At 38.8% G+C, this 22,854-nt stretch carries 21 protein-coding genes and 1 pseudogene; 11 read left to right on the top strand and 11 right to left on the bottom strand.

Going from position 1 to position 22,854, the window contains the following annotated elements:
* The first annotated feature begins 152 nt into the window (after window positions 1–152).
* The gene (locus tag NMG88_RS19130) at window positions 153–734 is read left to right on the top strand and encodes a Uma2 family endonuclease (protein WP_254035706.1); all 582 of its coding nucleotides are present in this window, start codon (window positions 153–155) and stop codon (window positions 732–734) included.
* Here the strand turns inward: NMG88_RS19130 and NMG88_RS19125 are convergent, their stop codons facing one another.
* Window positions 735–1,859, bottom strand: a complete 1,125-nt coding sequence (locus NMG88_RS19125; RefSeq protein ID WP_227351225.1) for a HetZ-related protein 2 — start codon at window positions 1,857–1,859, stop codon at window positions 735–737.
* A 192-nt stretch (window positions 1,860–2,051) separates the two neighbouring features.
* The gene (proB, locus tag NMG88_RS19120) at window positions 2,052–3,182 is read right to left on the bottom strand and encodes a glutamate 5-kinase (protein WP_026785994.1); all 1,131 of its coding nucleotides are present in this window, start codon (window positions 3,180–3,182) and stop codon (window positions 2,052–2,054) included.
* 88 nt (window positions 3,183–3,270) lie between these two features.
* On the opposite strand from proB, the gene NMG88_RS19115 reads away from it, so the two are divergent.
* Entirely contained in the window at window positions 3,271–3,447 is a 177-nt protein-coding gene (locus NMG88_RS19115; RefSeq protein ID WP_155806180.1) for a hypothetical protein, read from the top strand.
* A gap of 293 nt (window positions 3,448–3,740) precedes the next feature.
* Window positions 3,741–5,951: an ATP-binding protein gene (locus NMG88_RS19110; RefSeq protein ID WP_042157868.1), complete on the top strand. Its 2,211-nt coding sequence runs from the start codon at window positions 3,741–3,743 to the stop codon at window positions 5,949–5,951.
* 49 nt (window positions 5,952–6,000) lie between these two features.
* On the opposite strand, the gene tsaD is transcribed toward NMG88_RS19110, so the two are convergent.
* Window positions 6,001–7,047, bottom strand: coding sequence for a tRNA (adenosine(37)-N6)-threonylcarbamoyltransferase complex transferase subunit TsaD (gene tsaD, locus NMG88_RS19105; protein WP_026798128.1), 1,047 nt, complete (start codon window positions 7,045–7,047; stop codon window positions 6,001–6,003).
* Between the two features lie 122 nt (window positions 7,048–7,169).
* Between tsaD and NMG88_RS19100 the strand changes: the two genes are divergently transcribed.
* The 3 genes from NMG88_RS19100 (at window position 7,170) to NMG88_RS19090 (ending at window position 8,923) form a co-directional block, all read left to right on the top strand.
* Window positions 7,170–7,661, top strand: coding sequence for a photosystem I reaction center subunit III (locus tag NMG88_RS19100; RefSeq protein WP_042157871.1), 492 nt, complete (start codon window positions 7,170–7,172; stop codon window positions 7,659–7,661).
* A gap of 174 nt (window positions 7,662–7,835) precedes the next feature.
* Window positions 7,836–7,964 (top strand): photosystem I reaction center subunit IX, encoded by a 129-nt coding sequence (gene psaJ / locus NMG88_RS19095; RefSeq protein WP_254035705.1) that lies wholly within the window; start codon window positions 7,836–7,838, stop codon window positions 7,962–7,964.
* Between the two features lie 146 nt (window positions 7,965–8,110).
* Entirely contained in the window at window positions 8,111–8,923 is an 813-nt protein-coding gene (locus NMG88_RS19090) for a carbon-nitrogen hydrolase family protein (RefSeq protein ID WP_026795750.1), read from the top strand.
* 228 nt (window positions 8,924–9,151) lie between these two features.
* Here the strand turns inward: NMG88_RS19090 and NMG88_RS19085 are convergent, their stop codons facing one another.
* From NMG88_RS19085 to NMG88_RS19070, 4 genes are all read right to left on the bottom strand, one after another.
* Window positions 9,152–10,102: an o-succinylbenzoate synthase gene (locus tag NMG88_RS19085; RefSeq protein WP_042156265.1), complete on the bottom strand. Its 951-nt coding sequence runs from the start codon at window positions 10,100–10,102 to the stop codon at window positions 9,152–9,154.
* On the bottom strand, window positions 10,099–10,908 hold the full coding sequence (gene menH / locus NMG88_RS19080; protein WP_026796995.1) for a 2-succinyl-6-hydroxy-2,4-cyclohexadiene-1-carboxylate synthase: 810 nt from the start codon (window positions 10,906–10,908) through the stop codon (window positions 10,099–10,101). Before menH ends, NMG88_RS19085 begins: the two co-directional genes overlap by 4 nt.
* A gap of 17 nt (window positions 10,909–10,925) precedes the next feature.
* A complete protein-coding gene (locus NMG88_RS19075) occupies window positions 10,926–11,114 on the bottom strand; it encodes a hypothetical protein (protein ID WP_026796996.1) in 189 nt (62 codons plus the stop codon).
* Between the two features lie 71 nt (window positions 11,115–11,185).
* A complete protein-coding gene (locus tag NMG88_RS19070; RefSeq protein WP_042156267.1) occupies window positions 11,186–12,862 on the bottom strand; it encodes a serine/threonine-protein kinase in 1,677 nt (558 codons plus the stop codon).
* Window positions 12,863–13,194: 332 nt separating this feature from the next.
* Between NMG88_RS19070 and pheT the strand changes: the two genes are divergently transcribed.
* Complete coding sequence (gene pheT / locus NMG88_RS19065; protein WP_254035704.1) at window positions 13,195–15,636, top strand: phenylalanine--tRNA ligase subunit beta; 2,442 nt, start codon at window positions 13,195–13,197, stop codon at window positions 15,634–15,636.
* Between the two features lie 37 nt (window positions 15,637–15,673).
* Complete coding sequence (locus NMG88_RS19060; RefSeq protein ID WP_042156271.1) at window positions 15,674–15,943, top strand: YciI family protein; 270 nt, start codon at window positions 15,674–15,676, stop codon at window positions 15,941–15,943.
* A 61-nt stretch (window positions 15,944–16,004) separates the two neighbouring features.
* Here the strand turns inward: NMG88_RS19060 and NMG88_RS19055 are convergent, their stop codons facing one another.
* The 3 genes from NMG88_RS19055 to NMG88_RS19045 form a co-directional block, all read right to left on the bottom strand.
* Window positions 16,005–16,475: a DUF2141 domain-containing protein gene (locus NMG88_RS19055; protein ID WP_254035703.1), complete on the bottom strand. Its 471-nt coding sequence runs from the start codon at window positions 16,473–16,475 to the stop codon at window positions 16,005–16,007.
* A gap of 108 nt (window positions 16,476–16,583) precedes the next feature.
* Entirely contained in the window at window positions 16,584–17,057 is a 474-nt protein-coding gene (gene tsaE / locus NMG88_RS19050; protein ID WP_042156275.1) for a tRNA (adenosine(37)-N6)-threonylcarbamoyltransferase complex ATPase subunit type 1 TsaE, read from the bottom strand.
* 80 nt (window positions 17,058–17,137) lie between these two features.
* A complete protein-coding gene (locus tag NMG88_RS19045) occupies window positions 17,138–18,481 on the bottom strand; it encodes a gluconeogenesis factor YvcK family protein (RefSeq protein ID WP_227381181.1) in 1,344 nt (447 codons plus the stop codon).
* Window positions 18,482–18,883: 402 nt separating this feature from the next.
* Between NMG88_RS19045 and NMG88_RS19040 the strand changes: the two genes are divergently transcribed.
* A complete protein-coding gene (locus NMG88_RS19040; RefSeq protein ID WP_043939411.1) occupies window positions 18,884–19,612 on the top strand; it encodes an ABC transporter ATP-binding protein in 729 nt (242 codons plus the stop codon).
* A 124-nt stretch (window positions 19,613–19,736) separates the two neighbouring features.
* Here the strand turns inward: NMG88_RS19040 and NMG88_RS19035 are convergent.
* Window positions 19,737–20,256, bottom strand: a pseudogene (locus NMG88_RS19035) (transposase).
* 530 nt (window positions 20,257–20,786) lie between these two features.
* Between NMG88_RS19035 and NMG88_RS19030 the strand changes: the two are divergent.
* Together NMG88_RS19030 and NMG88_RS19025 are read left to right on the top strand one after the other, a co-directional pair.
* A complete protein-coding gene (locus tag NMG88_RS19030; RefSeq protein ID WP_227351161.1) occupies window positions 20,787–21,956 on the top strand; it encodes a DUF6014 family protein in 1,170 nt (389 codons plus the stop codon).
* A 77-nt stretch (window positions 21,957–22,033) separates the two neighbouring features.
* A complete protein-coding gene (locus NMG88_RS19025; protein WP_042156026.1) occupies window positions 22,034–22,831 on the top strand; it encodes a class I SAM-dependent methyltransferase in 798 nt (265 codons plus the stop codon).
* Window positions 22,832–22,854 lie beyond the last annotated feature (23 nt).

Raw genomic sequence — 22,854 nt, 5'->3', positions numbered from 1 at the left:
CAATCTTATTTTAACGCAATTTGTGTTATTGGGACTACAACAAAAGTATATAATCAGTACCATGAACCTACAACGTCTATGATTAATAATATTCTAGCAAAACTCAAAATACAGAAATACAGTTAGAATTAGATTTTCAGGATGATTAATTTATGACATTTAGCAAAGCTCATCCCTATCTTTCACCGGAAGAATACTTAGAAGTCGAAAAGAATAGCCCGATTAAACATGAATATATCCAGGGACAAATTTATGAAATGGCTGGGGCGAGTGATGCTCACGTCACCATTACCGCTAACTTACTGGCTATGCTAAGAAATCATATTCGTGGAACTGGGTGTCGTGTTTATGTTGCAGATATGAAAGCCCGGATTGAAACTTTAAATATTTTCTACTATCCAGATATCATTGTAACTTGCGACTCCCGCGATACCAATTTTGAATACTTTAAATGCTATCCTTGCTTAATTATTGAAGTGCTTTCATCCTCGACGGAAGCCTTTGATAGAGGGGATAAATTTATCGACTATCAAGAATTAGAAACCTTACAAGAATATGTATTAATTAGTCAAAACCGCCAGCGTGTTGATTGTTTTCGAGGGAATGCAGAGGGGAGATGGGAGCTTTATAGTTATCGAGGAAATCAAGAACTAGAGTTAACCAGTGTTAATTTCTCTTGTTCTCTGACTGCTGTTTACGAAGATATTTCCCAATTCCCAATTCCCAATTCGTAATTAATTTCTAATATCTTGAGCCATTAAATAGATTGTAGTCCATTCCTGTTGAATTTGGGTGAGTTTTAAGTTTAGGGTTTCAGCAATAGTTTCTAAAGTTTCTCCGGCTTTTAATCGTTCAATAATTTGACGTTGGTTATCGTTTAAACTTTGCCAAAATTGTTCCCATTGTTCGGAATTTAATCCTAAACGATGTTCGGATAAAGAGGTTCCTAACCAACTGGTAACTAATTCTGGATTCTGTTTTAAGGTAAAGTTTTTAATTGCATGATAACTAACTTTTTCTCGGAGTCGATAGATTTGTTTAATCGGTAAATTTAACTTTTGAGCGATCGCTTCTTGGGATAATCCTTGTAAATACAGTCGCAACCATTCCGCCGCCTTTGAATCTACATTTTTAATTAAATAGTCTTCAAATTCTGCTTGTACTTTTAACCTTTGGTTTTGTTGGGTTTGAAAATATTGGTCGTCTTCGTATTGAGAAATGGCTTGATTATCTAATAAACTAATAGTGTCATCTGTCTCATCGGATAGAATTTCATCGGATAATTGTTTAATCCATTCTCCGGCGGGAACTTGGGTTAATCCGCCCCGTTGAGAACGACGTAAATAATTAACAAATCTATAAACTAATAGGGGTTGATTCCGAATTGGACGGAGACAATATTCTTCTAATGTTGTGAATAGTAAAGCATTACTTAATTGGCGATCGTTTGTACATTGAGAAATCCATTGAATTTGTTGTTGTAAATAGCGATCGCTATTCAACATTTCCTGTACCACTTCTTGTAAAACATCCACCACTTGACGCTGGCGATCGCGACTGGTTGACACCCAAAGACGAACCTTTTGGCGTAGGATCATTAAACTCCCTAATCGCTGCATTAAATTTCGATAGGCTTTTTCGGGAGGCGTATCTAAATAGCGCTGTTGTAGAATTTGATAGCGAAAGTTTAACCCTAATTTGATTCGTTCCTGTTGGTTAGTAGGGAGGGAATCTAAGCTGGTAAAATGCTCTCCCAGTAACCAATTAATGATACTTTCTCGTTTGTCTTGACTGGAGTTAGGGTAATCGTTTTCCAGTTGGAAACGCCACTGATTTGTCCAAGATTCTGCTAGGGTCATTTAAGGTTTTAAGGGGTCAAAAAATCTTCAATTGCTAAGGGTTTTACTATTTTATCCTAAATCTGGAAATCCGGTGAGCTATCTGTAAGTTCATTAGATTTTAGGGGATAGCTGTCTTGAAGTTTATTATGAATCACTTCAACTATCGGAACGGGGATCGGGTAATCCTCCTGAGAATTTGAACTCAGGGTTTTAAGTTATAGATAATGGAGATGATACGACTAAATTATCACGATGAATTACCGTATCTGCTCCGTCATAACCCAAAATTTCAGGGATTTTATCCGAATGTAAACCTTTTATTTTTTGCAATTCTCCCTGACTATAATTCACTAATCCCCTAGCAATTTCCTGTCCATCTAAATTACAAATTTGGACAGAATCCTGAAGATTAAATTCACCTTCAACTTGAGTAATTCCCGCCGCCAATAGAGATTTTCCTCCGTGAGAAATTGCTCGAATTGCCCCGGCATCTAAATATATTTTTCCCGTAGGAACTAATACATTTGCAATCCAATGTTTTCGAGCATTAACGGGTCTATTCTGGGGTTCAAATTGCGTGCCAATGAGTTCCGTCCCTTGCAGAATTTTTTCTAAATTTTGGGGGAATTTCCCCTCTGTTATCACTGTTCTCACCCCTGACCCCGTGGCAATTCTGGCGGCTTCAATTTTAGTAATCATCCCTCCGGTTCCCCAACCACTGCGAGAATCTCCCGTTTTAACTTGGAATTGTTCTAATTGTTCCATATTAGTCACTAAACTAATCGGTTGAGCATCGGGATTCTCACGGGGATCGGCCGAATATAATCGATCTACATCGGTTAATAAAAATAACCAATCCGCTTCCACTAAACTAGCAACTAAAGCCGAAAGCGTATCATTATCCCCGAATTTTAGTTCATCGACAGAAACAGTATCATTTTCATTAACAATCGGAATTACTCCTAATTTTAAAAGTTGTTGAAACGTATTATAAACATTCACATAACCATTGCGTTGTACTAAGTCTCCCCTGGTGAGTAAAACTTGAGCAATGGGTTGTTTTAAGGTACTAAATAAATCATCATAAACCCGCATCAAACGACCTTGACCGACGGCGGCTACGGCCTGTTTTAAAGCAATGGTGCGGGGACGTTCGGTTAATCCTAAGCGATCGCATCCCACTCCTACCGCACCCGAAGACACTAAAACCACTCGATAACCCTGCTTTTGTAGTCGGGTTAAAGTTTCTACTAATGTGGCTAAAGTCGATAGGGCTAAATGTCCCGTCGCCGACTGGGTTAAACTCGATGTACCAATTTTAACAACAATAGTTTGAGACATAATCAGTTATCAGTTATCAGTTATCAGTTTTTTAGAGATTGTAGGGATATTGCCGTTAACCAAAAGATTAAGATTTTTTTGGTAAATTATGCTATATCAGTATATCATTTATGCCAATATTATTAACTCTCAAACCATGGCAATTATTAAATCTCGCCTTCTTCTTTCCCTTTCCCTCTTAACCACCTTAATTTCGCTTTCCTTACCTGTTAAAGCTGACTCCACTGCCGAAATGAATCTAATTAATTGCCAATTTAATCTTTAAAAATAAGTGACTCCTATCAAACTTCAAAACGCAATTTCCCAAACAGGGCGACGCTACTACGCCTGCATAAGTTCTGTTATTGTCACCGAGGGAGGACGCTTGTACTGCTGCTCCCCCGCTTTTCCCATCTCCTGTTACCATGTATAGTATGTGTTAACAAAACTTAACGCTTTTGTTAGACACAACTCTGGGTCTCTACAGGCCAATATAGTACATGGAGGAATTATCAAACCATTACCGTATTGCCGATGAACACAGAATTACCCAACCGTCAACCCCCTAATCCTCAACAAATGCTGAGACTCCTCAAAAAAATAGCTGAGATTATTGGTAGATGGTGGTCAGAGTTTACCCTGCAAACTCGGTTAATGGCGGGGGCGACCCTGGTAGTTTCTCTATTGATGAGTAGTTTAACATTTTGGGCCGTCAACACGATTCAAGAAGATGCTCGCATCAACGATACCCGTTACGGTCGAGATTTAGGATTACTATTAGCCGCCAATGTCGCCCCCCTAATTGCTGAAGAAAAAAGGGATGAAGTCGCACGGTTTTCCCGTCAATTCTACACCAGTACATCTAGTGTCCGTTATATGTTATATGCGGATCAAGAGGGGGAAATTTATCTAGGTTTACCCTTTTCCGATTCGGCAGTACAAAATTCCTTAACCCTACGGCGGCGGATGCAGTTACCTGATAATTTTTTAGCCAGTGTGCAGTCAGGAAATTTTGCGGATTTGCCGATGGTAAGACAACATTTAACTCCAGCTGGAGAGGTGACGGATGTTTTTGTTCCCATGATGCACAATGGAAATTATTTAGGGATTTTAGCCATTGGAATTAATCCTAATCCTACCGTTGTTGTATCATCAAATTTAACCAGGGATGTAACTTTAGCGGTATTTGTTTCAATATGGGTGATGGTAATTTTAGGGGCGGTATTTAATGCTTTAACTATTACTCAACCGATTAAAGAATTAGTTCAAGGAGTTAAAAATATTGCCGTAGGAAATTTTAATCAACGGGTTGATTTACCCTTTGGAGGAGAATTAGGGGAATTAATTTCCAGTTTCAATGAAATGGCAGAACGCCTAGAAAGTTTTGAAGAACAAAATATTGAAGAACTAACCGCAGAAAAAGCCAAGTTAGAAACCTTGGTTTCAACTATTGCCGATGGAGCCGTTTTAATTGATGCTGAACTGAATTTAATTTTAGTTAATCCCACCGCAAAACGTTTATTTAGCTGGGAAGGTACAACGGTTATTGGTAATAATGTTCTCAACTTTTTACCCAATTTGGTTACAGAAGAATTATCAGAACCTTTACAAAAAATTGCCAGTGGAACTTTAGATGGCGGAGAGTTTCGTTGTTCCTTGGGAGAACCCACAAATCGGACATTACGAATTTTATTAACCACGGTTTTATTACATAAATCTCCTGGGGCTGAACCCCTGTGTCATAGCTGTATTCACGACGCGGAAAATACTTGTGAATTATCAGAACGTCCCAACGTTCAGGAATGTACTTTATATGACTATAATCCGATGTCAAATTCTCCTGGGGAAGACAATTATCGGGAAAGTTTAAAAGGGATTGCAATGACCATTCAGGATATTACTCGTGAGGTAGAGTTAAATGATGCTAAGAGTCAGTTTATTAGTAATATTTCCCATGAATTAAGAACGCCGTTATTTAATATTAAATCCTTTATTGAAACCCTCCATGATTATGGAGAAGATTTAACCGAAGAAGAACGACAGGAATTTTTAGCCACCGCCAACCATGAAACAGACCGTTTAACTCGTTTAGTTAATGATGTGTTAGATTTGTCTCGCTTAGAATCCTGTCGTATCTACAATTTTGAACCCGTTGATATGGCGCAAGTGGTAGAACAGACTTTGAGAACCTATCAATTGAATGCTAAGGATAAAGGAATTGAACTTAGTCGAGAAATAGAACCAGATTTACCTTTAGTTGTCGGAAATTATGATTTATTGTTGCAAGTTTTAACCAATTTAGTCGGAAATGCGCTGAAATTTACATCTTTGGGGGGCCGGGTAATTATCAGAGTTTATCTATTAGAAGAAGATAATCTCAAGAAAAATCAAGAAGTAGAGGAAATTGAAAAAGGAGGCTGGATTATTTCCCCTCCTCCCCCTCGCCCTGTAGATTTACATTTAGCTGGAAATCGACCTAAAAATCGTTATATTAGAACTGAAGTTTCTGATACGGGAACCGGAATTTCACTAGAAGACCAAGAGGCTATTTTTACTCGTTTCTTCCGTGTAGAAAATCGCGTTCATACCCTAGAAGGAACGGGTTTAGGGTTGTCTATTGTGAAAAATATTATTGAAAAACATCGAAGTCAAGTTCATTTAATGAGTGAGTTGGGCATCGGAACAACATTCTGGTTTGATTTGTTAGTATCCCAGGAAGAAACACAATCTACATCTTTTGGAAATGATGTTTTTATTGGAAAATCCTCGATCTCTATTTCTAAAGGATAAGATCACAAAAATCCATCATCATCACCAATTCATAATTCGTAATTCATAATTACCCTTTATATAACAGCATCACATCTTCCAACGACATTCGGGAATGCGCCCCTAAAGTTAAGGGTGAAATATGACCTCGGTTAAGATGGTCTGAAGCCGCACAAGCAATCATGGCGGCGTTATCGGTACAATATTTTAAAGGCGGAAATAATACCCGCAAATCGTGGATTTTAGCCGCCTCTTGCAGATGTTTTCTTAACCCACTATTTGCCGCCACTCCTCCCCCAATAGCAATAGTATCTAATCCAAAGTCTAAGGCACAAGCGATCGCCCTTTTTGTTAAAATTTTAGCAACGGTATCTTGAAAACTCGCCGCAATATCGGCAACAGGTAACGAGGTACTTTTTTCTTTTTCTAAGGTTTGAACTAACCTTAATACCGCCGTTTTTAACCCGCTAAAACTCGAATGATAGGGATGATAACCCCCATTAGGGAGGGAAATCTTGCCTTCGGGTAAGGCAAAGGCTTTGGGGTTGCCTTGAGTTGCTAACTGGTCAATAATTGGCCCCCCAGGATAGCCCAAATTTAACAACCGGGATACTTTATCAAAGGCTTCCCCGGCGGCATCATCCATCGTATGTCCCAAGATTTGATAGACCCCACAATCTTTAACATGAATTAAACTGGTATGACCCCCCGATACCAACAGACATAAAAACGGTGGCTGAAGACTGGTTTCGGTTAAATAGCTGGCATAAATATGACCTTCCAGGTGATGAATCCCTAAAAAGGGTTTATCATGCACCAAGGCTAAGGTTTTAGCTGTGGTAATACCCGTTATTAACGCCCCTACCAGTCCGGGTGCACAGGTGGCAGCCACCCCATCAATGGCCGACCAGTCTAAACCTGCGGTTTCTAATGCTTGGTCAAGGACAGGATTCACCATTTCTAAATGATGACGGGAGGCAACTTCGGGGACAACCCCGCCATATTGTTGATGAATGGGGATTTGAGAAGCCACAACATTACTTAAAACTTTACGATTCTTTACAATTGCGACCCCGGTTTCGTCACAACTTGTTTCAATTGCTAAAACTGTTGCCATTGACTGATAAATTTTATGAAATGATCGGAGCTAACTTTGAATAGCTTTATCATTGCAGATTTTTTGGGTACAGTGAACAACTGAACCTAATAATGACAAACGTAACAAAAGGAAACACTTCTATGCGTCGATTGTTAGCTGCTATTCTAGCCCTAGGCTTGTGGATGACCGTTGTTCCCGCAGCTTCAGCTTATAACTTAGTTCCTTGCTCTGAATCTTCCGTGTTTGAGCAACGGGCAAAAACCTCTATATCTGTTGCGGCTAACCCGGCACAGGCAAAAGCACGCTTTGAGCGCTATTCCCAAGAACTCTGCGGAAAAGAAGATGGCTTACCCCATTTAATTGTGGATGGAAGCTTATCTCATGCGGGAGATTTCTTAATTCCTGGCGTTCTGTTCCTGTATATTGCCGGATGGATTGGTTGGGTCGGTCGGTCTTATTTACAATATGCAAGAAAGAGCGAAAACCCCGCAGAAAAAGAAATTATCATCAATGTTCCTGTGGCTCTGACCTTTATGCTCGGTGGTTTCCTGTGGCCCTTAGCAGCGTTGAAAGAAATCACCACCGGTGAACTGTACGTCAAAGATGACGAAATCACCGTTTCACCTCGTTAATTACAGAATTCTTAAACAGAGATTAGGGAAGATTTCAGTTGAATTAATCACCTAAATATTCCCTAATTATCCCATAAACAAACTTTGTTTATGTTCTAATAATCTTTGTGAATTCTGGTTTCTTTTAACAGATTAATTGTTTTTCACATTTGCAAACTTAGGAGAAAAAAACTCATGCAGTATTTCTTGAAATATATTTCAACAGCACCCGTTTTAGCTGCCGCTTTGATGGTTTTTACGGCTGGGGTTTTAATCGAATTTAATCGTTTCTTCCCCGATTTACTGTTCCATCCCCTCTCTTAATTCAACCTTGATCTAAAGAGGGAACAGGGAACAGGGAACAGGGAATTACGAATTACGAATTACGAATAAGTAATAGCAAGAGTTTACCTCCCCTGCCTCCCCTGCTCCCCTGCCCCGCTTTTAACTTGTAAATATATTCTTTATCAATGAAATCCTATCTCGCTGCGGCTATTCAAATGACCAGTACCCCTTGGCTAGAAAAAAATCTGGCAGAGGCAGAAGAATTGATTGATTTAGCAGTTCGTCAGGGGGCTGAATTAGTCAGCTTACCTGAGAATTTTCCCTTTATGGGTGAGGAAGCCGAGAAAATGGCTCAAGCTGAAACTATTGCTCAAACTACAGAAAAATTTCTTAAAACCATTACCCAAAAGTTTCAAATTACTCTATTAGCGGGAGGATTTCCAGTTCCTTCGGGTGATGGCAAAGTTTATAATACGGCGGTGTTAATTGATGCTAATGGTCAAGAATTAGCCCGTTATCAAAAAGTTCATTTGTTCGATGTTAATTTGCCCGATGGCAATACTTATCAGGAATCTAATACGGTGATGGCGGGGACGGTTTTACCTCCGGTTTATCATCATCCAGAGTTGGGCAACCTGGGACTATCGGTGTGTTACGATGTCCGATTTCCAGAACTCTATCGCCATTTATCCGAAAAAGAAGCAGAAATTCTCTTTGTTCCAGCAGCTTTTACTGCTTATACGGGTAAGGATCATTGGGAAGTTCTGCTCAAGGCTAGAGCGATTGAAAATACCTGTTATGTGGTCGCACCTGCTCAAACTGGATGTCATTATGGGCGTCGGTATACTCACGGTCATGCGATGATTCTTGACCCTTGGGGGGCAGTTTTAGCGGATGCAGGTGATAGGCCAGGAATTGCGATCGCAGAAATTAATCCCGCCCGTCTGGAACAGGTTCGGAGGCAAATGCCGAGTCTGCAACATCGGGTATTTATGTGAAATCATTTATCGGAGGCGTGTCCGAGCGCAGCGATGCCGTAGGCTATTGGCGCGTCTCTAACAGTTATAGAAGGGAACAGCCCCCCTAGCCCCCGTGCACGGGGGCTAGGGGGGGAGGGAACAGGGGGGAAATACTTAACCGTTTGGGTTCTAAGATCCGTCTGGTGTCCTAACTGCCTTGGCGGTTGCTATATCAGTTTTTCTCTCCTGGGATTCCGGGGATATAATTTAGGAAATAAACCAATGATTAATTCCAAATCCAACAGCACGATTATATAATAATAGTTCAGAGGCAATTTTTAAAGCGGAATTTTGACCGATATCGGTTTCAAAAACTGAAGAAAAAACGGTATCAATTTTATTTTTTTGGCAAAAATTCTTGAGTTTTCTTGGAGATCCAAAAATAGCAGGTTTGATCACAAAAATATCTAACCATCCTTGTTGATAACAAGAGTTTAATTGTTGTAAATTAGCAACGGATTCATCTAAGGCTAGAGAAGTGGAATAGCGATCGCATAATTCTAACATTAAATCCAATTGAGAAATAGATAAAGGTTGTTCTAAAAATTCAATTTCAATCAAGTCTTGATTGGCATTAATTAAATCACAGGTTTCTAACCAATATTCTGCTTGCTCAAAGGTTAAACCGCCATTTGCATCTAACCTAAGACGGATTTTTTGAGGACTGCTTAAAGTTTCTATTACGATCTTGACTAACTGTTTAAAAATATTAATTTCTGTTGTAATTTCATCAACACCTATTTTCCATTTTAAGGTTTGATATCCTTGCTGAAATAGGGTTTTCCAAGTATTTAAAACTATTTCTCCAGTAGGTAATAATCCGCTATATTGAAGTTTAGATAAATCAACTAATGGGTTAGAATTTAACTCAATTAATGCAGATTCAAACCCAAATTGACAAGCGGGTAAACTGTCAGAAATAGTAAAAATTGTTTCTGTTGAAATGATACTCGGAAGTTTTTGACAAAAGGCGATCGCATCTTCCAAGGTTTCCGACCCAAACCAACTTAAAGGTGCAATTTCTCCCCATCCTATATTACCCTGTTTATTGGTTAAATTTAAAATAATTCCTTCTCGAATATTCCAAATTCCGTGGGCGGTTTTGAGGGGAGTTTTAAACGGACGTTGATAGGGTTGAAACTGAAATTGATAATTCATTCCGATAAAAACTTAACTATTTTATTAATCCACTGTTGAGGATTTTCAATTAAAATATTATGACCACAATTCGGGATAATTTGCAACTGGGAAAGGGGACATAATTGGTTTATTTCTTGGTTAATTTGTTTGAATTTATGATCCAATTCTCCAACTAACAGCAATAGGGGTATTTGATTGTTGGGTAATTTTTCCCAGAGAGACGGTTGATTTCCGGTTCCTAAATACCGCAGGGATTTTGATAACTCCATGGGATTATTCTTTAAACGATGATCAAAAATTTGATCAAATTCAGGGTGATTTTTTAAGGTTTGAAATAGTGGTTGGTTATACCATTGGTCTAAAAATATTGGAAATTCCAGGGTTTGTAGTTGTTGAGATTTTTGAATATCTGAAATCAACCGTTGTAACCGCTCTGATTCAGTTTTGAGTCCTGGGTATGTGGATTCTAATATTACTTTTTGAAAATATTGGGGAAAATTTAAGGTTAAATATAATCCTAATCTTCCCCCCATAGAATATCCCATTAAATAACATTGGGCAATATTTAGATGGTTTAATAACTCTATTAATGCGATTGCTGTTTCAGACATTTGATAACAAATGTCTTCTCCTAAAACTTGAGTTTGTCCGTGTCCAGGGAGGTCAAGGGTTAAACAACAAAACTGGGAAAATAGTGGAGAAATTCGGGTATTAAAATCCTGACTATTTCCTAGAAATCCATGTAAAAATAAAATAACAGGTTGATTAATATTGCCGTTTTTGGTATAATGAAAACAATAGTTTTTTTGTTTTAAAAACGGCATAAAACTTGATGAAGTTATTAATCTAGTAGCCAATGTAAAAAGGGAACAGAAGCGGCACAAAATGCCATAAATCCAAATAACCCGAATAACATTCCAAACAATAAAAATTCTTCTCCTTTTTGTTTAGCTAGTTTAACAATAAAATAACTGTAACCATAACAGGCGATGAAGAAAATAACGATAAATGCGGTAAAATAGTATTGCATTGTGTTTTATGGTGCTACGCACTAGGAAATAGGGAATAGGAATAGGAAATATTTGTGCAGCTTACCCGGCTTTAAAACCAGAACCACCACCAACTTTTTCGTTTTCCATTTGGTCTAATTGTGCGCCCATTCATTTTAGCCATGGCTAATTGTTCATCGGTGACAATGGCATCCGTAAGATTAGCACCACAAAGATTCACCCCTCGCAAATTAGCCCGATTTAAACAGGCATTTCTCAAATTTGCACCCCGAAGATCTGCCCGTTCTAAATTAGCATTACTCATATAGGCTTTAACTAATTTAGCATTTCTGAAATTAACATTCGTTAATCTTGCCCGACCAAAATTAACTTCTGTTAAATCGGCCCCTTGAAAATTCGTATTACTTAAACGGGATTCATAAAAATTAGCCCCAGACCAATCAAAATTTTCCAAATTTAAACCACTTAATTTACAGTCCGCAAAATCCCGTCTACCCTTTACATAAGCAGTTTTTAATGTGTTTTCATTCCATTTTGGGGCTGAATTTACAGGGACAGAAGCAGAATTAACTTTTTTATTCGCACCAGAATCACAGATCATACTAACTGGAGCGCCTTGATTAGCACCGAAACCACTCACTAGAGCAGTTTGATCATAAATATCCTGATCTCCTCCAATCTTTCCTGATTTTTTTTGCCCTAACCGTTGTTTCCTTTCTCGAATTTGTGCACCTATTTTTTCTGAAGTCAACATCAACCCGGTATTTTCATTGAAAACAGTAGGTTCATCCGTAGGAGTTGGTAATTTGGAGTTAGAAGTTGAGTTAGACTTCTGCTGCATTACCATGCTTCCTGAAAGACCTTCATAACTAGATTCAGAATCTAATGCTCGCAGAACATCTTGCGCCGATTGATAGCGATACTGCACCGAAAATTCTAACATTCGTTGCAATATACTGCAAAAAGAATCACTCACATCCAGATGGGGTTGCCACAAAATTTCCCCGGTAATTTGATTACTTTCAAAGGAATTAGGAGACTTCCCAGTCATCAAATAAACACAGGTCATGCCCACCGCATAAATATCACTGGCATAAACCGGACGTAAAGCCATTTGTTCGGGGGGAGCAAACCCCGATGTCCCGATGGCAAAATTAGTAAAAGCCGTCTGTCCAGTGCCCATCATTGTAGCTTGGTTAACTTGATCTTTTACCGCTCCAAAATCAATTAAAACTAAATTTTGATCAATTCGCCGACGTAAAATATTAGCAGGTTTAATATCTCGATGAATCACTTCTTGACTGTGAATATAATCTAATATGGGAATAATTTCCCGCAGAAATTTTTTGGCTTGTGCCTCGTCAAAAATACCCTTTTCCTTGACCTCTTGTTTTAAAGTATAGCCATCCACATATTCTTGTACCAAATAAAATTGTTTTCCCACGATAAAATAATCAATGAGCCGAGGAATCTGGGGATGATCACCAATTTTACCCAGGGTTTTTGCTTCCCGTTGAAATAACTCCCTTGCCATTTCTAAAATTCGAGCGGATGTCGCCGTGGGTCGCAGTTGTTTGACCACACAATTCGGACGTCCGGGTAGGGACATATCTTGAGCTAGAAACGTTGCCCCAAATCCGCCTTTACCCAAAGGTTGAATCACCTGATAGCGATTTCTCAGCAGCAATTTTGAACCACAAGCCTTGCACTTGAGGGCATCATCTAAATTCTCAGGTTGAGGGCAGGCTGGATTAACACAGTAGCTCATGATGTTTGAGATTGCTTTTTACCAGTGAACGGAGAACTTGCAAAACCCACAGGACTGATAATATAATACTGGATTTGTGTTTCTACTTATTTCTTAACAACTATGCCACCCTTGAAGCATAAATACTCGTTTTCTATGAAACGTTTTATGGGAGCCAGAATCAATAATCTTGCCCTTGTAGCAATATTTGAACGTGTTGACACCAGAATTATAACACAAAATCCTCATAGTTTCAGTGATTGAGCTTCAACACCTTCAAAATCAACCAATAACAAACGCTCAACATCCGACTTGGTGCAACAATGGATTAGGAACATTGAAAGCGAATCACGATGCGTATTTCTCTAAATTGGTTACAAGAACTGGTAGATATCCAGAACACCCCCCAAGAGTTGTCTGAAATCCTCACAATGGCGGGGTTCGAGGTGGAAGATATTGAAGATTTACGTTCCTGGGCCGATGGGGTTGTCCTGGGGAAAATTATTCAAGCCGAACAACACCCCAATGCTGATAAATTAAGGGTTTGTCAAGTTGATATTGGTGCTTCTGACCCTCTGAATATTGTTTGTGGGGCGTCCAATGCGGCATCGGGAATGGTGGTGGCTGTGGCAGTTTTGGGAACTCATCTTCCTAAAATTAATTTAACACTAAAAAAGACAAAATTACGGGGAGTTCCCTCCGAGGGGATGATTTGTTCTTTAGCTGAATTAGGATTAGAAAAAGACTCGGCGGGAATCCACAGTTTTAACCTGGAAAATCCGGCGTTAGGCAGTGATATTAGACCCTTATTAGGGTTAGATGATGTTATTTTAGATGTGACGGCAACTGCTAACCGCGCCGATGGCTTAAGTATGGTGGGAATTGCCCGTGAAATTGCCGCATTAACCGGGGCAAATTTAAGAATTCCTCAACCTCCAGAGTTATTAATTGAACAGCCAGATCAGTCTGAATCTTTAGCGATTGAAATTGCCGATAAAACCGCTTGTACGATCTATATTGGTACTATTATTCAAGGGGTGAAAATTGCCCCTTCTCCTGAGTGGTTACAACGCCGTTTACAAGCCGCAGGAGTGCGTCCGATTAATAATGTGGTAGACATCACTAATTACATTTTATTAGAATGGGGACAACCGCTTCATGCCTTTGATTTAGATCGGATAAAACAGTTAACTTCCTCTCAAGATTTAACCGTGGGCGTGCGCTTTGCTAAATCCGATGAATCCCTTAAAACTTTAGATGGTCAAACTCGGAAATTACAGGAGCAAAATCTGTTAATTACCGCCAATAATTATCCGGTGGCTTTAGCGGGAGTTATGGGAGGTGAAGAAACAGAAGTTTTTGCAGAAACTCAAAATCTATTGTTAGAAGCAGCTATTTTTTCACCCATCGCTATTCGTCGTTCTGCCCGGGCGCAAGGGCTACGCAGTGAGTCTTCTACCCGTTATGAACGCGGGGTGAATCAGGCGGAATTAGAATTGGCTTGTCGGCGGGCTATTTTATTGTTAAAAGAGTTGGCTTCTGGGGTTCCTGTTCGTCAAGAAAGCGATCGCAGTTCTATAAAAATTCAGACTCCTGAAATTACATTAAGGTTAGATCGAATTAATGCTATTTTAGGACAACTGAAACGAGCCGAATTCCCCTATTTATTGCCGGAAGAAGTAGAAAAAACTCTCACTGCTTTAGGTTGTAAATTAGTTAAGGAATCTCAGAATAATTCTGTTATTTGGCAAGTTACTGTTCCCCCCTATCGTTATCGAGATTTAGAACGAGAAATTGACTTAATCGAAGAAGTTGCCCGTCTCTACGGATATGATCAATTCCGTGATACATTGCCCAGTCAAGGAGTATCCGGTTATCTTCCCTTAGAACAGGTCGCAACTCGACAAATTCGGGCGGTTTTTCGCGGGGAAGGATTAACGGAATTAATGCACTATTCCTTAGTTAAAACAGAAGGGGATAATCAAGTTGTTTTAGATAACCCTTTGTTTGTGGAATATTCGGCTTTACGCACCGAAATGTTAACCGGATTAATTGACGCCTTTGTTTATAATTTAGAAAATGGCAATAGGCCGTTAAATGGCTTTGAAATCGGCAGAATTTTCTGGAAAGAAGGAGACGAATACAAAGAACAAGATGCCATTGCTGGTATTATGGGAGGCGATCGCAGTTTTGGCCGTTGGGTTCGTAGTGGTCAAGAACAACCCCTAACTTGGTTTGAAGCTAAAGGCATTTTAGAAGCAGTATTTCAACGCTTGAATTTAACCGTTGAATATAAACCGGAATCTACTATAGAATTGTTACACCCCGGACGCACAGCTTCCTTATGGTTACAGGGAAAACGCTTAGGAATTTTCGGACAATTGCATCCGCAACTCTGTCAAAAACAGGATTTACCGAATCAAGTTTATGCCTTTGAATTCGAGTTATCGGTATTATTAGAAGGGATGAATCGCCCCTCTAATTTAGTTCGTAAATTCAAACCTTTTTCTACTTTCCCCGCTTCCGATCGCGATATTGCCTTTTTCGTCCCCGTGGAAGTACCTGTATCAGATATTCAACGCTGTATTACCAAAGCCGCTGGGAATCTATTAGAATCGGTGGAAGTTTTCGACGAATATCGGGGGAAAAATGTGCCTGAAGGTCAGCGTAGTTTGGCTTTTCGTTTGGTTTATCGGGTTAGCGATCGCACTTTAACCGATACCGATATTGACCCCTTTCAACAAAAAGTCCGAGATGCTTTAGTACAACAATTTAACGTCAGTCTCAGAAGTTAGATCCCAGTCAAAAATCAACAATCAATCAGTAACAATTATGCCAAAATATGTCATGTTCGGAAGCTATTGTGAGAACGTTCTGGAGAAACGAGAACCCTATCGGGCGGAACATTTAGAACGATTAAAACAACAAAAAGAATCGGGTGTTTTATTAACTATTGGCCCGACTCAGGATGTTACTAAAATATTTGGGATTTATGACGCGGAGGATGAAGCAACCGTGCGTCAGTTAATTGAGTCTGACCCCTATTGGCAAAATGGGATTTGGACAGAATATGATGTTAAGGCCTGGATTCAGGTCTATTAACTAGGACTTACGCAAATTTTGGGATTTAACCCTATATGTAGGGGTAATTTATGAATTACCCCTAACCGCCTAACAAATACATTAATTTAATATTAATATTAGTGTTTTCTCCAGCCAGCACAACCGCAGCATCATTGAATTTTGGGGGCCCAGTGAGAATGGTGGGATTTTTAGAAAAACCAAATCCTTCGGTGGGAATTCCTAAAGCATTTCGGTTAGCCATTTTATCATTATTTGCATCATGAAGAACCGCAATCGCATAACTACCCGGTTGTAAATTATCAAAACTCATGACAACAGGAACTTCTGTAATACTGACACAACCGCTTTTTATCGCATTCTCTCCATTACTGGGGAAGCCTTTATTACTCGCAAATAAACTCGCACAAATTTGTCCATTTTTATTTTTTAACCCATCAATAGTCAGGGTTATTTTGCTTTTGGTTTGAGCTTGAACATTAACAGCAACCGAAAAAATACTGACAAAAAGGAAAGAAGTCAGAAACATTAAGGGTTTTGTAGATTGAATCATTGGGGGATTTTGGGAAATAGGTTAAACTGGGATTAGTCTGTTTAAATTATCCCATAATTCAATAGTTTTGTAAAGTTATTTTGTTTGGCGATCGCCTCCAAATCATACTCAATTTAGCAATTCAATCTGATCTACATCCAGATTAAAATTATTCTGACCGATATTAAATAAAGTAGCAAGACGATCACCTTTTTCTGTATAAGTTAATTCTATTTTTAGATAACTTTCCGGTTTATAGGGCAAACAATCGGCCCATTCAATGGCAATAATTCCGGGTTCGACTTCAATTCCTTCCCAATATTGTTCTAAATTCAAGTGTTCAATTTCTGATGCTTCTAATCTATATAAGTCTAAATGATAGAGAGGAATCCTGCCATTTAGATATTCATTAATTAAAGTAAATGTCGGACTTTCAATGGATTCAGGAATATCTAAACCTGCGGCTAAACCTTGAACAAAAGTTGTTTTTCCGGCTCCTAAATTCCCTTCTAATAATATAATACTATTGGCTGGGAGCGATCGCCCAAATTGTTTCCCTAATTTATTGGTTGCTTGGGCGTTGGGTAAATGGAATTGAGTCATAATTTTATCTGAATAGTTTAGAAAAGATTGAGCCCTTCAGGGCTTACTACACTGTAGTGAGTCCTAAAGGACTCTCTAACCTACGGGTTAGTTTTGCCAAACCATCTTAATAATACCTGGGCTAACCGATAGGGATCATGGCGTAAATATCCGGTGTCGGGATCAACATCCATAATATTACTCATCACAATCCTTCGACCCAATTGTTTAACCATATCTCGATCTAAAATAACTGGATGAGAGTCTTCTTGAGCATATCGAATTAAAGCATTAGCTGGGGGAACTGTTCCTTGAGTTAACACCGCATCAAATAATTGATAACCGCAGGCTTTATCAATAGCTTTAATATGATCAGAAACCGTATAACCATTGGTTTCCCCCGGTTGGGTCATAATATTACAAATATAAATCCGGGGAACATTTCGAGAAGCAATAGCCGCGGCAATTTCTGGAACTAATAAATTAGGAATTACACTTGTATATAAACTACCAGGGCCAATAATAATCAAATCTGCCTCTAAAATCGCTTGTACTGCTTTCGGTAGGGCGGGAGGGTTGGGGGGAATACAACCAATCGTCAAAATTTTTCCCTTAGCTTCAGTAATACTAGATTCCCCATGAATTCGGCGACCATCGGCTAATTTTGCCCATAAATTAACATCTGTTAATGTGGCGGGTAGGACTTGACCTCTAATAGCTAATACCTTAGAACTAGCGGCGATCGCCTGTTCCAAATCTCCTTCAATTTCACTCATTGCGGTTAAGAATAAATTTCCGAAACTATGTCCGGTTAATCCATCTCCGGCGGTAAATCTATATTGAAATAACTCCGTTAATAATCTTTCTTCATCGGCTAAGGCGGCGATACAATTCCTAATATCTCCAGGTGGTAAAACTCCCATTTCTCGCCTTAACCGTCCTGAAGATCCGCCATCATCTGCCACAGTAACAATGGCGGTAATATTAGCGCTATATTCTTTCAATCCCCGTAATAAAGTTGATAACCCAGTACCGCCCCCAAGCCCAACAATTTTCGGCCCCCGCAATAAACGGCGATGACTCAACAAACGATCAACTAATTGTTCATCTCCTGCCGGATAAAAGGCTTCACTAATTGAATTTAAACTGCGGGTTTGACTCCAAAGAACTAACACAACCCCCAAGGCAATCATCAATGGCCCTGAGATATAATTTGGCACAACGGTGGTAATCCATCCTAATAAATTTTTCAGCAGTTGTAGGATGTAATAAATCGGAGTCATTCCCGTCGAGATCGCCAACCCTAAACTAGCCACTAACACTCCCGTGGCACTAACCGCCATCCACCGCTTGATAAACAACCCAGGGGATAACCATTTAAACCATTGGTTAATCATCCGGGGAGAACGATAATTCGATAGGCCAAGATGGAGTCTGAGTTTCATAATTCTGCGGAAGGTGTGTTTGAACGAACCAGTTGACATAGATAGTGTTTTACTTCGATATACGGGCTTTTACAGACAATTTAGACTAGGAAGGTCGTGCTGATCGTAAAATAACGGACTAGAGGTTAATCCCATCGGGCTATCGGTGTGTTTAATTTTTCCTAACGAGGGAGATCAAAGTGATGATAACGATTAAATCGTTTGCTTAACAACTGTATTGGGTATAAGTTACAATGATAAGAAGGGTTGAGCGACATGATCAAAGACGGTAACAAGGGAAAAACTCCGAGGATTAAGGTTGAACCCGTCGATTTTAAGGATAACTTGGTTTTATCAAAGCACTCGGAATCTTTAGAACCTTTAATTGAATTAAAAGGGGTGAGTAAAGCCTTTGGTTCCCAAATGATTTTGGATCGGGTTGATTTAACGATTTATCGGGGAGAAGCATTGGGAATTATTGGCCCTTCAGGAACGGGAAAATCAACGATTTTGCGAATTATTGCCGGACTTTTGCCCCCCGATGAAGGAGAAGTTTATATATTAGGAAAAAAACGGCAAGGATGGGTCGATGATATTACTGATCCGATTGGAATTGCTATGGTATTTCAACAGGCGGCTTTATTTGATTCTTTAACGGTGACGGAAAATATTGGTTTTTTACTATATCAACATACAAAATTACCTTCTAAAAAAATTAGGGAATTAGTTAATGAGAAATTGGAGATGGTCGGGTTGCCTAATATTGGCGATCGCTATCCCGCCGAATTATCAGGAGGAATGCGAAAACGAGTCAGTTTTGCCCGGGCAATTATGCCAAATCCAGAAAATCCTAGGGAGACTCCAGAGGTAATTTTATATGACGAACCTACCGCCGGGTTAGATCCGATTGCATCAACGGTTATTGAAGATTTAATTAGGGATTTACAACATAGTGGAAAAGGTTGCAGTACCTATAGTATTGTCACCCATCAAGATAGTACCATTCGACGCACGGCCGATCGGATTGTTTTTCTATATCAAGGTTTAGTGCAATGGCAAGGAACAATTAAGGAAGCATTTACCACCGATAGCGCGATTGTAAAACAGTTTTTTAGTGGTAGTATTGATGGGCCGATTCAAGTTGCTAAATAATATATTCAGGACTTACGCAAGCACGCTATATATAGCGTACTAAAAGTAGGCGATCGCATACCAATGATAATAGCAATCACCCTAAAAAGTCCTGATTATTTATTTAAAAATAAACCCAAAAGAATCAAACAAGTTCCATTTTTATCGAAGGACAATTCAGTTCTTTGATTAAATAACTGGACAAAGATTCAGCTTTTAACTGATAGACTGTTTTCTTTGTCAGATGAGCTAATCTTTTCAATTGATTCCAAACTAAAAGGGCACAAGCAATATGGATCATATATGCGATAATCAATTACCCAAAATAAACCCAGTTCTGGATTAACATAAACACAGTTAACCAGCCCAATACCTGACAGTACACGATGTTCTGTTCCGCTATATTGACGACGGACTAATTCAATTTTTTCCCCGAACCTTTTATCCAATACTGTATCATCAAAAATGATCGCACTATTTTCACTGATTTGGATATCTTTTTTGACATTTTGCCACAAAGATTCCGAGGTGAAATTTTCTTTGTTTAAGTAACGATTTATGGTATCATGGCTAACATTTTCTAAGTGTTTGGCTAAGTTATTTAAGGTATAATTGTTTGGGCTGCTCAATAGATATTGGCAGTAATCTAGTTGGCTAAACGACATATTTTTCACCCCAAATTAACTTAATCAGTTTAGCATAAATATTGACTGTTAAATATCTGTCAATCAGCATAATTTTTGTGTCTAAATTTTATATTGCTGGCGCAAATACTTGAACAATTGGCAGCGTTCGCTGGCTTACTGCACACTATATATAGTGTGCCTGCGTAAGTCCTGTAACTGTTAACCGTACAGGATTATCATCGGCAAAAAGCTAAAGAAATTATCAATATTCCCCTTGACAATGCTCAAATCACCATAGACAATCTGTCTAGTAATGAATCCCCGACTCAGCCCATACCTGAAATAGCGGTATTAACTGACAAATTTGAGGGATTTTCCCATAAAGAAATGGAGGTCTTGACCAACTACTCAATAGGCACTATCAGAAGTAAAGCCAGCCTTGGTAAGTCTATTACTGGCAATGACGGCTTTACCTATCGCTATAACAAAGATTCCCTGGTCTCTAAGTGGCTAAGGGTTTAGCGGTTAATCAAAATATAATTTGCATCAAAATTTAGGACAGATAAAAAATGACAATAGCCCTCGTAGATGAACAAAATTTAGTCAAACAAGTAGTTCAAGATATTCAGCAAAATAAAATTACTATTGCTGCCAAAAAATTGCGTCAACAGGCTAAAAATTCTTGTGAACTTCCCCCCGAATGGCTACTAAAAACAGCAGAGGCTTTAGAAAATAACAACTGGAGTATTTTGGCGGAAGATTTTATCAATATGGATTTTATTGGTAAAAATGGTTATTTCTTAATTATTGCCCCTTATAAAATTAATCGACAATGCCAATGTCAGGTAACTTTAAGTGCGATTTCTGGAAAAATACATGATAATTCTCAACCCTCTATTGAACAATTAGAAAATCTCAGTCGGGAAAAATTTGGCACTTTAGGTCAACCTGTTCCTAGAAACCTTTCCTTTACCGAAATTGCCAGTTGCGGTCATCTTAGTGGGGAAAAAGGTGAAGCCTTCATTGTTCCCAATGGCTGGCTTTTTCCTAATAGTATTGATGGCCCAGCATTAAACAATTCCAGTGAACAGCGACGACGTTTTTTAGGTTTCAGCCACCAATGTATCCAAACAATTTTTGAACCGGAAACTGCTAATTTATTATTAGGCCCCTTAGAAGATGAAATCAATAGTGAACGCTATCGCCACGTTGACACTCAAGTACATGAAGCCGGCCATGCAAGCGGTTTAGGATTTGATTTCAAGGCAAACCAGAACCTTTTTCAAAATTATACATACGCGGGTGTAGAAGAATGGCGATCGGATAGTCTCGGATTTGAGTTTGCCGCTTGCACTTTACCTGCTGAAGAAGCTGGGAAATTGGTAGCGGTTAATTTCTGCATTCGCTTTGGTTTAGATGCTCACCGTTTAGGTGGGGTAGAAAAAGATACGGATGTTCATGCTAGTTTGATTAGCTTAGAATATCTTTTTCAAAATGATGCCATTTATATTACTAAAAATGGTCAATTAGCTTTGCGTAATTTGAGTTATCCCGGTTTACTACAAGCGGTGGAACTTCATCGAGCGCAAGCATTATCTATTACCCGCAGGGAGTTAAATCTGAAAAGTCCTACAGGTATTTTCTCGCTGTACAAGATAGACATTCACCCATCAACTTTGTCAGTTTTTCAAGGACTAATTATAGAACGTTGTCAAGGAATATGGAGACATTTGCAGTAGCGTACTGATCATATAATTGTGGAGTGGCAAAAAGCCTTACAGATAAATCAATCAAAGATCAAAACTGGAGATTAAAAATGGATAAAAATGAATGGATTAGTAAATTTGATAGTTTAATTCTCAATCCTTCAACTCGGGAAATTTATGGTCAAAACGAGTTTTTTAATGTGGGTTACTGGCAATCAGATACCCAAAATCAAGAGGAATCTTGTTTTAATTTGATGGAAAAACTTTTAGAATTTATTCCCGAAAAGCAGGGAAATATTCTCGATGTTGGCTCCGGTTTGGGCGCAACAACCAGTTACCTCCTCAATTATTATTCCTCGGCAGCAATTGTGGGAATTAATATTTCGCCTACACAAATTGAAAGAAGTATTTTGAACGCTCCTGACTGCAAATTCCTGTTAATGGATGCGGTCAATATTGAATTTGAGGATAATTTTTTTGATAATATTATTTGTGTAGAATCAGCTTTCTATTTTAATACTAGAGAAAAGTTTCTAAAAGAAGCTTGGCGGGTGCTGAAACCGGGGGGAAATTTAGTTCTCTCGGATATGAGTTTTGCCACAACAGAATATTTGGGTGATTGGACTGTTCCCCAAGCTAATACGGTTAAAGATATTGCCGAATATCAAAATATTTACCAACAGTTAGGATTTCAACAGTTACAATTCGTGGAGGCGACGGAGGAATGTTGGTTCCGACATTTTCGACATCTAAAATCTTGGCTGGGAGAAGAATTTCAATCAGAAAAGATGGACGAAGAAACCTATAATGCTAATGTTAATGCTATAGATAATTTATTAAGTTCTTCAGCAATAACTTATTTATTGGTAGCAGCAAAGAAATCATTTAGAGTTAGTCAAGTTAAATAATTTATAACTTATCCGGTGTCAAT

Origin of the sequence: Planktothrix agardhii (assembly GCF_904830935.1) — a bacterium.
In the GTDB taxonomy this organism is placed as follows: domain Bacteria; phylum Cyanobacteriota; class Cyanobacteriia; order Cyanobacteriales; family Microcoleaceae; genus Planktothrix; species Planktothrix agardhii.
Note: the sequence above shows the minus strand (reverse complement) of the source record. Positions and strands in the feature narration are given on the sequence as shown.